Annotated in this window: 11 protein-coding genes (1 of these 11 only partly in view); 5 read left to right on the top strand and 6 right to left on the bottom strand. The window is 64.6% G+C overall.

Annotated elements, in window-relative coordinates; all coding sequences use genetic code 11:
• The first annotated feature begins 139 nt into the window (after positions 1 to 139).
• Positions 140 to 559: a hypothetical protein gene (locus M2343_RS14715; protein WP_264577580.1), complete on the top strand. Its 420-nt coding sequence runs from the start codon at positions 140 to 142 to the stop codon at positions 557 to 559.
• 95 nt (positions 560 to 654) lie between these two features.
• Here M2343_RS14715 and ppa read toward each other — a convergent pair whose 3' ends face one another.
• The 4 genes from ppa to M2343_RS14735 form a co-directional block, all read right to left on the bottom strand.
• Positions 655 to 1206 (bottom strand): inorganic diphosphatase, encoded by a 552-nt coding sequence (gene ppa, locus M2343_RS14720; protein WP_181558429.1) that lies wholly within the window; start codon positions 1204 to 1206, stop codon positions 655 to 657.
• Between the two features lie 19 nt (positions 1207 to 1225).
• Complete coding sequence (locus M2343_RS14725; RefSeq protein ID WP_264577581.1) at positions 1226 to 3181, bottom strand: M61 family metallopeptidase; 1956 nt, start codon at positions 3179 to 3181, stop codon at positions 1226 to 1228.
• Positions 3182 to 3269: 88 nt separating this feature from the next.
• On the bottom strand, positions 3270 to 4733 hold the full coding sequence (locus tag M2343_RS14730) for a carotenoid oxygenase family protein (protein ID WP_181558430.1): 1464 nt from the start codon (positions 4731 to 4733) through the stop codon (positions 3270 to 3272).
• A gap of 123 nt (positions 4734 to 4856) precedes the next feature.
• Positions 4857 to 5264 carry a GFA family protein gene (locus M2343_RS14735; RefSeq protein ID WP_264603901.1) on the bottom strand — a complete coding sequence of 136 codons (408 nt, stop codon included), beginning with the start codon at positions 5262 to 5264 and terminating at the stop codon, positions 4857 to 4859.
• A 95-nt stretch (positions 5265 to 5359) separates the two neighbouring features.
• Here M2343_RS14735 and hisS point away from each other — a divergent pair, with 95 nt between their 5' ends.
• On the top strand, positions 5360 to 6595 hold the full coding sequence (gene hisS, locus M2343_RS14740; RefSeq protein ID WP_264577219.1) for a histidine--tRNA ligase: 1236 nt from the start codon (positions 5360 to 5362) through the stop codon (positions 6593 to 6595).
• 41 nt (positions 6596 to 6636) lie between these two features.
• Here the strand turns inward: hisS and M2343_RS14745 are convergent, their stop codons facing one another.
• Complete coding sequence (locus M2343_RS14745) at positions 6637 to 6891, bottom strand: GIY-YIG nuclease family protein (RefSeq protein WP_264577220.1); 255 nt, start codon at positions 6889 to 6891, stop codon at positions 6637 to 6639.
• A 131-nt stretch (positions 6892 to 7022) separates the two neighbouring features.
• Here M2343_RS14745 and prfA point away from each other — a divergent pair, with 131 nt between their 5' ends.
• The 3 genes from prfA to M2343_RS14760 all read left to right on the top strand — a co-directional run bounded on the left by prfA (position 7023) and on the right by M2343_RS14760 (position 10071).
• Positions 7023 to 8102: a peptide chain release factor 1 gene (gene prfA, locus M2343_RS14750; RefSeq protein WP_264577221.1), complete on the top strand. Its 1080-nt coding sequence runs from the start codon at positions 7023 to 7025 to the stop codon at positions 8100 to 8102.
• Positions 8103 to 8184: 82 nt separating this feature from the next.
• The gene (gene prmC, locus M2343_RS14755; RefSeq protein WP_264577222.1) at positions 8185 to 9012 is read left to right on the top strand and encodes a peptide chain release factor N(5)-glutamine methyltransferase; all 828 of its coding nucleotides are present in this window, start codon (positions 8185 to 8187) and stop codon (positions 9010 to 9012) included.
• 273 nt (positions 9013 to 9285) lie between these two features.
• On the top strand, positions 9286 to 10071 hold the full coding sequence (locus M2343_RS14760; protein ID WP_264577223.1) for a DUF4167 domain-containing protein: 786 nt from the start codon (positions 9286 to 9288) through the stop codon (positions 10069 to 10071).
• Positions 10072 to 10190: 119 nt separating this feature from the next.
• Here M2343_RS14760 and M2343_RS14765 read toward each other — a convergent pair whose 3' ends face one another.
• Positions 10191 to 10417, bottom strand: partial view of a hypothetical protein gene (locus M2343_RS14765; protein WP_264571838.1) — the 3' portion only. The gene runs 79 nt beyond the window's last position; the window shows 227 of its 306 coding nt (coding positions 80–306); its start codon lies off the right edge, out of view — the gene reads right to left on this strand; it ends in the stop codon at positions 10191 to 10193.

Genomic DNA, 10417 nt, shown 5'->3' on the forward strand with positions numbered 1-10417 from the left:
AAGGGGGCGACGAACGGAAGCGAAATGCTGTTTTTTCACCGTGCGGAAAGGGGCGCTCATGGCCCATTCAGGCAGAAGGGGGTAGAGCGGCAATCGGGCGCGGGAAATGGGAAACCGGAAAGGACGCAGGATGCGTTTCATGTCTCGCCTGTTCACAGGCATTATCGGGGTCGCGATGGTCGCTACGGTGCCCGCCGCCGCCCAATCGACTCGCGCAGCAGATGCGCAGGCCAAGAATGACGCCAAGCTCGCCAAGGCGCTGGAAGGGCGCACCGCCGGAGAGCCGGTCCGGTGCATCAGCCTGAGCAGCGTGCGCTCGACGCAGATCATCGACAAGACGGCGATCATCTATGAGGTCGGCGGCAAGCTCTACGTCAACCGGCCGGTGAGCGGCGCCTCGTCTCTCGACGATGACGATATTCTCGTCACCAAGACGAGCAGCTCGCAGCTGTGCGATGTCGATATCGTACGGCTGGTGGATCGCGCCGGGCACTTCCCGCGCGGGTTCGTCAGCCTGGGCAAGTTCGTTCCCTATGAGAAGGTGAAGACCGCGAGCTGAACTCATTCCGACATAATCTCATAAAAAAGAGGCTCCCGGCGGTGCGCTGGGAGCCTCTTTTTGTATCTGCGGGGCCCGTGCAGCGGGCCAAACGATCAGGCGGCGCTCTTCGCGGCCTTGTTCTGCTGGTAGCGCTCAATGGCTTCCAGCGTGATCTGGCGGGCTTCCGCGCTGTTGCCCCATGTGCCGACACGCACCCACTTCTCGGCCTCGAGATCCTTATAGTGCGTGAAGAAGTGCTCGACCTGCTTGAACACGATGTCGGGCAGATGCTCCTTCTCGGTCACATTGGCGTAATAAGGGAAGGTCGCGTCGTCGGGGACGCAGAGCAGCTTCTCGTCACCACCATGCTCATCCTCGAGATTGAGGACGGCGATGGGGCGCGCGCGCACCACTGAGCCCGGGATGAAGGGCGAGCGGGCCACGACCAGCGCATCGAGCGGATCGCCATCGGGCGAGAGGGTGTGCGGCACGAAACCGTAATTTGCGGGGTAGCGCATCGGCGTGTGCAGGATGCGATCGACGAAGAGGGCGCCCGATGCCTTGTCGAACTCATATTTCACCGGCTCGCCACCGGTCGGCACCTCGATGACGACATTGAGGCTTTCCGGCGGATTGCTGCCGACAGGAATCATATCGATGTTCATGGTTTTTCGCACCCACAGGTTAATTGACGGAAGTCTCGCCGGTCCGCGCTGTCAGCAGTCGGTCGAGACTGGTTGAACCCTCTTGTGATTTTTCGAGGCGCGGATAGCGCAGGCCGCCGGAATAATCGAGCGTGATCGTGCGATATCTTTTGTCCCGCCTCAGGGTCAGGACGAGCGGATGTTTTTGGGCCGTCGCCCGCACGCCCTCGCGGAAGACATCGGCGGAAAACTCGGTGTCGCCAACCGCCGTGATCGAATCGCCGACCGCGATAGCAGCCTTGAAGGCGGGGCTATCCCAGATGACAGAGCGTACGACGCCATCCTCCCCGACGATCAGCCCGGGGCCGAAGCTCTGGTCGACATATTTGCCCACGGTCTCGGCGGCCCGAATCGTCGAGTTGGTGATAAGGCCGTAGGTCAGCTTGTAGCCGCCTAGGTCGAACCCGGCCTTGGTGACCTCGCTATTGGTCTGCTCTACCCGCTCGCGCAGCAACCCGTCCCAATCATAAGCGACGACGCCGTTCAGCGTGTCGATGACATCCTGACGATTGTAGGTCAGCACGCCCCAGTCGCGATCGTTCACGCCGAAGAAGGCCTTGGCGAAATCGTCGAGGCCGCGCGCGCCGGCGGTTTCGCGGCGGATGATGGCATCCACTTCCAGCCAAATCATCAAGCCTTCGTTATAATAGTCTTCCGGGCGCTGCCAGCTCGTCCAAGCCTTGGGGCGGCGCGCCGCGATGATCGGATCGTAGGTGGTGTCGATCACCGGGCGCCAGGTGCGGCCTTTGGTCGCGTCGAGCCGCGCCGCGATGGCGGCCAGCGCATCGAGGGTTTCGGCCTTGCTCAGCAGTCCCGCGCGGGCGGAGAGCACATAGCCCCAGAACTGGGTCTGTCCTTCATACACCCAGAGCAGATCGTCCTGCATGGGGGTGGCGAAATCTGGCGTCCAGAGCATCTCCGGGCGGCGATATTTGCCGTTCCAGCTATGGGTGAATTCGTGCGCGAGCAGGTCGCGGTCGCCCAGCGCGGCCTCCCATTGCGTGAAGTAGCCCAGCGAGACGCCATTTTCGCTGAGCCGGTGATGCTCCAGGCCGATGCCGCCCAGCTTGTCCGAGATGGAGAGCAGGAAATTATAGCGATCATAATGGCGCGCGCCGAACAGGGCGACGGCTTCATCGATGAGGCGGCGATGCAGGTTGATCTGCGGCTCGGTGGCTTTGAGCTCTTCCGGCGTATCGGCAAAGACGCTCAGCCGCACGTCCGGCGTCAGCGCGATCTCGCGGCTGTGGAGCCCTGCGAAGATCGGCGAATCGACCAGCGTTTCATAATCGGTCTCCTCGTAGCGGACCGTCTTGCCGTCGCGCTCACTGGTCAGCGCAGTCGCCGCGGTCCAGCCTTCCGGCAGCGTGACGCTGGCCTGAATCGGGATGCGGCGGGTGTAGAAGCCGGCGGGATAAAGCGAGACGCTGTCCCACTGCAGGTTGAGCAGCGAATCGGTCATCACGATCCGGCCCTGATTGCCCGCGGTGGGCGCCAGAAACTGGAAATTGGCGATCACGGCGCCTGCCCCGTCCGGCACGGAGAGGTGAAAGGCGTAGACGTTGAGCGGGTCGCGCTTCCAGCGCAACGGCCGGCCGTCCGCCGTGGTGAAGCTCAGGCCCGCGATCTTCTCGATCTGCCCGCGTGGGGCGTGGTGGCCCGGCAGCCATTCGGGCAGCAACAGGGTCAGCGGACCACCGGTCGACATGGGGATGGTCTCGCGGATGGTGATGATGCGCCGGTCCACATCGGTTGCGTCCACCTCCACCTTGAGCGTGCCGCTGGTCCAAGCGATGTCCCGCGCTTGCGGCACGATGCTCAGGATCGGGAGAGCCGCGGGGGCAGAGCGCAGCGGCGGCGCGGCGGCATCCTGGGCGAAAAGGGCGCTCGCGGGCAGGGTCAGCAGGAGTAGGGCAGGCAAAAGGCAACGGCGCATCATGGCACTCCGGGGAAGTAGATGCGCCCAGCATGACAAGGGGGTGGCAAGGCGTCCACCCCCTCGGTCGATATCCTATGCTCGGCCCTCAGGCGGCGCGCGGCAGCTTGCTGGCGTCCGCCCAATTGCCATGCAGGCCGGAGCGGATGCGAATGGGCAGCTTGGCGCGGGCGATCGGCCCCGCGGGCAGGTTGAGCGCGTCGAGCACCACCAGGTCGGAATAGTTGGTGATGAGATTGTCCACGAGCGCGATGATGTAACCATCGCCCTCCGGCGCATCGGCCGAGCGCGGCACGAAGCAGGGCTCCTGGATGATCGATTCCGGACCCGCCCACCAGCAATCCTCGGTGCGTGCGACGAGATCCCAATGGCCGATCTTGTTCATCTTGAAGCCGCTGGCGCGCCCGCGCAGGAAGTCCATCGGCATGTCCGGGTCCATCACGAGGCCCCAGCCGTGGCGATAGGGCTGGCCGACGAAGCGCTCGTCGATGCGGGGAAATTCGTCGATCCAGTCGGTGAGCTTCTCGATGCTGGCGAATTCTTCACCGTTGGAGGCCAGGTCGACCGTCCAGCGGGTCAGGAAGGGACGCGCCGCGACCGGATCGAAGCTGTCGTCATGGATGTCCGGGAAGAAGGGGAAGCTGTTCCCTTTCGCCTCGCAGGTGTCGAAGTGGATCTTGGTGCCGTCCTGATAGGCGTTCATGACATGGCTGGCGAAGCAGTTGTCGCGCTTGAACCAGCGAATGTCGGAGCCGTCAGCGCCGCGCTTCAGCACGCCGAGATAGACCGGGAGCGTCTTGTCGAAGCCGAAATGCGGCTTGCCGGCCTTCAGCCGATCCCAATTGCCGGTGATTGGCACGATGTGGAAGATCACATAATCCTGCGTCAGGCCGAAGTCGTGCATCATGCAATAATAGGGAACCTTGAAGAAGGTCTCGAACAGCACATTGCCCTGCGGGTCGATCTCGAAATAGCTGACATCGTCGGTCAGCACGCCGGTCGCGGCATAGCCATGGTTGCAGAAATTGCCGGTGACGGGGTCGATCTTGCCATGGCCGGAGAAGGTCTGGTTTTTGATCTTGCCGTCAAAATTCGTGTAGCCCTCGGTTTCCAGGCTGAGCGGATCCATGATGAGACAGGGGCTGTCCTCCTTCATCGCATAGAGCTTGCCGGCGTGGACCATGACGTTGGTGTTGGCCGTGCCGCGGATCATGCCCTTGACGCTCTCGTCATCGGTCAGCGGATTGCGATACATGCCGAACAGCGACTTGCCGGCGGCCCGCTCGGCCTTCCACTTGTCGGTCTGGGCGTAGCGCTGGCGGAAATCGACCTTGCCATCATGGAAGTGGAACAGGCTGACCATGCCGTCGCCATTGAAGAACTGATCGTTCTCGAACATCGGCGGGAATTGCGCATCGGGGTGGACGCGATGGAAGGTGCCATTGAGTTGCGCGGGGATTTCTCCCTCGACTTCCATATCCAGAATGTCGCCTTCGATGCGCAACGGGCGCAGCACGCCTGTCATGCCGGGCGTATTGGGGTAGTGGGCCATCCGACTCTCCTTGATTGATCTCTCAACAAGTCGAGTGAATGGCCGCTTTCGAAAGGGGCGGCGTTGATCCGTGTCAAACCCTCAGCCCCACCGCGCTTCAGATGAAACGGATGGGGGCGGACCTTATTCGCCGGGAAAGCGCTCGAAGCTCGGCAGCGCGTCCAGCGTGGTCATCCAGTGCGGCCGCTCTGCGGTCTGGATCTGCACCTGCGGCGGCAGCGCCTCGGGATCGTCGAACGTGGCGGCCTGGATGTCGATCAGCCCGGGCAGCGCCTCCGGATTTGTGAAGAACAGGCCCGTGCCGCAGACGGGGCAGAAGCTCCGGGTCACGGACGGCGAGGAATGATAATCGCTGACATTGCCATTCAGCACCGTCACCGCTTTCTCGGCAAAGGCGGCCCAGAGCACCATCGGCGCGCCGGACGATTTGCGGCAGTCCGCGCAATGGCAGAGCGCCACATGCTCAGGTGTCCCCGTAGCCCGGTAACGCACTGCGCCGCATTGGCATCCACCTTCCAGACTCTCGCTCATCATCGTCTCCTAAATCCTACCTAGGAACATAAAGTGAACAATCTGCCCTTGCAAGCCGGTTTCCTTAAAGCACGATTCCCGCTAGAGGCGCGGCCATGGCGAAAATCGAGACACCCCGGCCCGTTCGCGGCACTCAGGATATGATCGGCGACAGCGCGGACCGCTTCGCGCATGTGGTCGAAACATTCGAGAAAGTCCGCAAACTCTATGGCTTCCGGCGGATCGAAGTGCCGGTATTCGAACAGACGGCGGTCTTCTCCCGCTCGCTGGGTGAGACCACCGACGTCGTCTCCAAGGAGATGTACAGCTTCGAGGATCGCGGCGGGGATTCGCTCACGCTGCGTCCGGAGTTCACCGCCGGCATCGCGCGGGCCTATATCACCGAGGGCTGGCAGCAATATGCGCCGCTGAAGGTTGCGACGCACGGGCCGCTGTTCCGCTATGAGCGGCCGCAAAAGGGGCGCTATCGCCAGTTCCACCAGATCGATGCCGAGATCATCGGCGCGGCCGAGCCGCTGGCCGATGCCGAGCTGCTGATCTTCGCCGACCAGTTGCTCAAGGAGCTGGGCATCAGCGAGGGCGTGACGCTGACGCTCAACACGCTGGGGGATGCCGCAAGCCGCGATGCCTGGCGCGCGGCGCTGGTCGCGCATTTCGAGGGGCACAAGGCGAGCCTGAGCGAAGACAGTCTGACCCGGCTCGAAAAGAACCCGATGCGCATCCTCGACAGCAAGGACCCGCGCGATCAGGCGGTCGTGGCGGACGCGCCGGATATCGACGCCTATCTGACCGAGGAGGCGCAGGCCTTCTTCGAGAGGGTGACCGACGGGCTGAAGGCGGCCGGCGTAGCATGGACCCGCAATGCCCGGCTGGTGCGCGGGCTGGATTATTATCGGCACACCGCGTTCGAGTTCGTCACGGATCGGCTGGGCGCGCAGGGGACGGTGCTGGGCGGCGGACGTTATGACGGGCTGATCGAGACGCTGGGCGGGCCGGCGACCCCGGCGGTCGGCTGGGCGGCGGGGATTGAGCGGCTGGGGATGCTGCTGGGTGACAGTGGCACGCAGAAGCTGGATGCCGTCATCGCTCTGGAGGATGATGGTCTGCTGAGCCTGGCCATGCGCGGCCTCACCGCTTTGCGCCAGGCTGGACACTCCGCTGACCTTGTAGCGACGGGCTCGGCTCGCAAACGCTTTGACAAGGCGGCGAAGATCGACGCGCATGCCCTTATATCCCTCGGGACGCGCGACGGTGCGATCTATCTCAATGTGCGCGGAGACGGCAGCGATACAGCAGCGCGTGCCGAAGCGATGATCAGGTCCATCGGATGATTGGTTGCACCGCTCCTTTCTCCCGTCACCCTGAACTTGTTTCAGGGTCCATGGAGCTGCGGCTCGGCCAGTCCCCACGTCACCGCGAGGTCGGCCCAGTCGGGATTGTTCGCTTCAATGAGGTTGATCTTCCAGGCGCGATGCCAGCGCTTGAGTTGCTTTTCGCGGCTGATCGCCCCGTCCATGGTCTCGAAGAATTCGGCATGGACGAGGCGGTGAACGCGGTAGCGCGAGGTGAAGCCCGGACTCTGGGCGGCCCGGTGTTGCCCAATGCAGGCGGGGAGATCGGACGTCACGCCGACCTACAAGGTTCCGCGTTTCTGGCTGGCGAGAATATAGGTGCACGGATTGCGACGTCGCATGCCCCTACCATTGCCGTGCCATGGATGCTGAAACAAGTTCAGCATGACGGGGGCAGGGCGCAGGCATGACCACCATCTCCCCTGATCGCATCGCTGCGATCCTCCGGCGGCAGGAGGAGGTGCAGGCGCAGATGGCGCGGCCGGATCTTGATCCGGCGGAGTTCGTGCGGCTCTCCAAGGACTATGCCGAGCTGGAGCCGGTGGTGCAGGCCGCGCGGGCGGTTGTGGCGTTGCGCGCCGAGCAGGGCGAGCTGGAAGCGATGCTCGCCGATCCCGAAATGAAGGCGATTGCGCAGGAGGAACTGGAAAGCCTGCGCGCGCGGCTTCCGCAGGCCGAACATGCGCTGGCCTTGGCGCTGCTCCCCAAGGATGCGGCGGATGCCCGCCCGGCGATGCTGGAGATTCGCGCCGGCACCGGCGGCGATGAGGCTGCACTGTTCGCCGGGGATCTGTTCCGCATGTATCAGCGCTATGCCGAGACGCAGGGCTGGCGCGTCGAGATCATCTCGGCCAGCGCGTCCGAGGCGGGCGGCTTCAAGGAAGTGATCGCCAGCGTGACCGGCACTGGGGTGTTCGCGCGCATGAAGTTCGAGAGCGGCGTCCATCGCGTGCAGCGCGTGCCGGTGACGGAGAGCGGCGGGCGCATCCATACCTCGGCGGCGACCGTGGCCGTGCTGCCCGAGGCCGAGGATGTCGACGTGCAGATCAACGAGGCGACCGACCTGCGGATCGACGTCTATCGCTCGTCCGGCTCCGGCGGGCAGCATGTGAACACGACCGACAGCGCCGTGCGCATCACCCATTTGCCGACGGGTCTCGTCGTGACGCAGCAGGACGAGAAGTCCCAGCACAAGAACAAGGCGAAGGCCATGAAGGTGCTGCGCACACGCCTCTACGAAGCCGAGCGCGAGCGCACGCAGGCGGAGCATGCGGGCGCGCGCAAGGCGATGGTCGGCTCGGGCGACCGCTCGGAGCGCATCCGCACCTATAATTTTCCGCAGGGCCGCGTGACCGATCATCGCATCAACCTGACCCTGCATCGCCTGCCGGAAATTCTCGAAGGCCCTGGACTAGACGAGGTGATCGCCGCGCTCATCGCCGAGGATGAGGCTGCGCGGCTGGCGCAGCTCGACATGGCGGCGTGAGCGGCGGGGGTGTGTCGACCATGAAGCCGGGAGCGGGGGGCTGCTTTGCCCTGGGCTCCTGCCTTCGCAGGAGCACGAGCTTGTGAGCCGGCTAGCCGATTGGCTGCGCGCCGCCACGACCGCTCTGGGCGCGGTCAGCGATACGCCCCGGCTCGATGCTGAACTGCTTGCCGCCCACGCGCTGGCGATGAGCCGCGAGGAGATGATCCTCGCCATGCCCAGGCTCTCCTGCCCCGAGGGCGCCGATGCGCTGCTCGCCCGGCGGCTGGCGCATGAGCCGATCGCCTACATCACCGGCACGCGGGATTTCTGGACGCTGACCCTGAAGGTCGCGCCGGGCGTGCTGGTCCCGCGACCGGACAGCGAGACCCTGATCGAGGCGGCGATCGCGCAGTTCGAGGGGAGGCAGGCGCCGGGTCGCATTCTCGATCTCGGCACCGGCTCGGGGGCGCTGCTTCTGGCGGCGCTGGATGTCTGGCGGGAGGCGAGCGGCATCGGCGTCGATGCCTCTGCGGCCGCGATCGAGATCGCACGGGCGAATGTCCGGCTTTGCGGGATGGAGGCGCGGGCGGAGATCCGCGCGGGGGACTGGGCCGAGGGGGTCGACGAGCGCTTCGATCTTATCCTCTGCAACCCGCCTTATATCAGCACGTCCGCCATGCTGCCGCGGCAGGTGCGCGATCATGAGCCAGCCAGCGCCCTGTTCGCAGGGGCCGATGGGCTGGACGATTATCGGCGGCTCGCCGCGCAGACGGGCGACCGCCTCGCCGCAGGAGGCGCAGCGATCTTCGAGATCGGTTTCGACCAGGAGGAGACGGCCGGCGCACTGTTTCGGGAAGCCGGCTTCCACGTCGCGGTGCGCCGCGATCTGGCCGGGCGGGCGCGGGCGCTGGTGCTCACCAGGGCATAGGGCTGCGCTTTTTCACGGCTCCCAACGATTTTCGCTTGGTTTGATGCACGGGAACGACTATCTGCCAGTTTCAGGACCACTGTTGCAAACGCGCGAAGCGCTTGCGTGAGTGGTCTGCTCCCACAGTTTTGGCGGCGTTCTGGAATTGGAGCCGTTGGCCGAAGCGCGGGGCGAGAGCGGTGTCAAAACCGTTCCGCCAACGATGTGTTGTATAGCGCTTGGGGCCATTGATCGGGAACGCCGGGTTTTAGTCGAGAGCATAGGGACGAACCTTTGATCAATAATCGTCAGGCCGGTCGCCGTCGCGGTCGGAATAACCCGCGCCAAGGGGGCGGAGGCAATCGCGGTAACGGCGATTCGGGCAACCGGATCGACAGCCGCGCACGGGGCAATGCGCCTCAGCTTCTCGAAAAATATCGCAATCTGGCGCGCGACGCCCAGATGTCCGGCGATCGGGTGAACGCGGAATATTATCTGCAGTTCGCCGATCACTATTTTCGCGTCCTCGCCGACAACCGTGCGCGGCAGGAGGAGCAGCAGGGCCGCTTCCGTCGCAACGACGATGGCGATCAGGACAACAGCTTCGACAATGACGAGCTGATCGACGGCAGCGAGGATGGCGACGAGTTCGCACCGCGCCATCAGGATTTCCGTCAGCAGGACAATCGCAATCAGGACGAGCGCCCGCGCCGCGATCGTGGGCGGGACCGGGACGGGCAGGATCGCCCGGCACGGCAGGAGCCGCGTCAGGACCAGGGCGAGCGTGCGGAACGGGCAGAGCGGCCCGAGCGTGCTGAACGCCCGGAACGCGCCGAGCGCCCGGAGCGTGCTGAACGCAAAGAGCGTCAGCCGCGCCGTCCGCGCGTTGCCAATGATGACGAAACCGATCGGGATGAGGGCGAGATCGGCCTTCCCGGTCTGCCGCCCTCCATCGCCCGCATCGAATCGGACGAGTCCGAGGATCGGGCCGAAGCGCCGGCAGAGGCGAATGACGCCACGGAAGCGCCCGCAAAGCCGCGCCGGGGCCGTCGCCCTCGTGCGACCGAAGCGGCGGAATGATCTGATCCGGAGCCGCGTTCTTTGAGGGCGCGGACGTGTGATCCGGTTCGACCAAATCAAAAGAGCACGATCGGCCATATAGCTGATCGTGCTCTTGTCGTTTCAGGCGCTGAGTGGGCCTAGCGCTCGGTTGCCTCGAGCAGATCGTCGCTCAGCGGATCTTCGACGCTCTGGTCATGTCCCGTCCCGCTCGAGAGGAACATCAGGCCCATGAGCGCCGCCGCCATCATGATGGTAGCGAACACGCCGCCGACGACCATGCCGAGGAAGACCCAGGGCAATGGGCCGCGCAGCCACCAGAGCAGCCCGGCGACCGCAAGACCGACCAGCAGCGACACGCCGGCGA

It is taken from the genome of Sphingobium sp. B8D3B (genome assembly GCF_025961875.1).
In the GTDB taxonomy this organism is placed as follows: Bacteria; Pseudomonadota; Alphaproteobacteria; order Sphingomonadales; family Sphingomonadaceae; genus Sphingobium.

What these genes read in the sequence shown, in the direction of transcription:
- M2343_RS14715 (WP_264577580.1), top strand. Translation starts at nt 140, where the DNA reads ATGTCTCGCCTGTTCACAGGCATTATCGGGGTCGCGATGGTCGCTACG.
- prfA (WP_264577221.1), top strand. Translation starts at nt 7,023, where the DNA reads ATGACCACCATCTCCCCTGATCGCATCGCTGCGATCCTCCGGCGGCAG.
- M2343_RS14735 (WP_264603901.1), bottom strand. Translation starts at nt 5,264, where the DNA reads ATGAGCGAGAGTCTGGAAGGTGGATGCCAATGCGGCGCAGTGCGTTAC.
- hisS (WP_264577219.1), top strand. Translation starts at nt 5,360, where the DNA reads ATGGCGAAAATCGAGACACCCCGGCCCGTTCGCGGCACTCAGGATATG.
- M2343_RS14730 (WP_181558430.1), bottom strand. Translation starts at nt 4,733, where the DNA reads ATGGCCCACTACCCCAATACGCCCGGCATGACAGGCGTGCTGCGCCCG.
- ppa (WP_181558429.1), bottom strand. Translation starts at nt 1,206, where the DNA reads ATGAACATCGATATGATTCCTGTCGGCAGCAATCCGCCGGAAAGCCTC.
- M2343_RS14725 (WP_264577581.1), bottom strand. Translation starts at nt 3,181, where the DNA reads ATGCGCCGTTGCCTTTTGCCTGCCCTACTCCTGCTGACCCTGCCCGCG.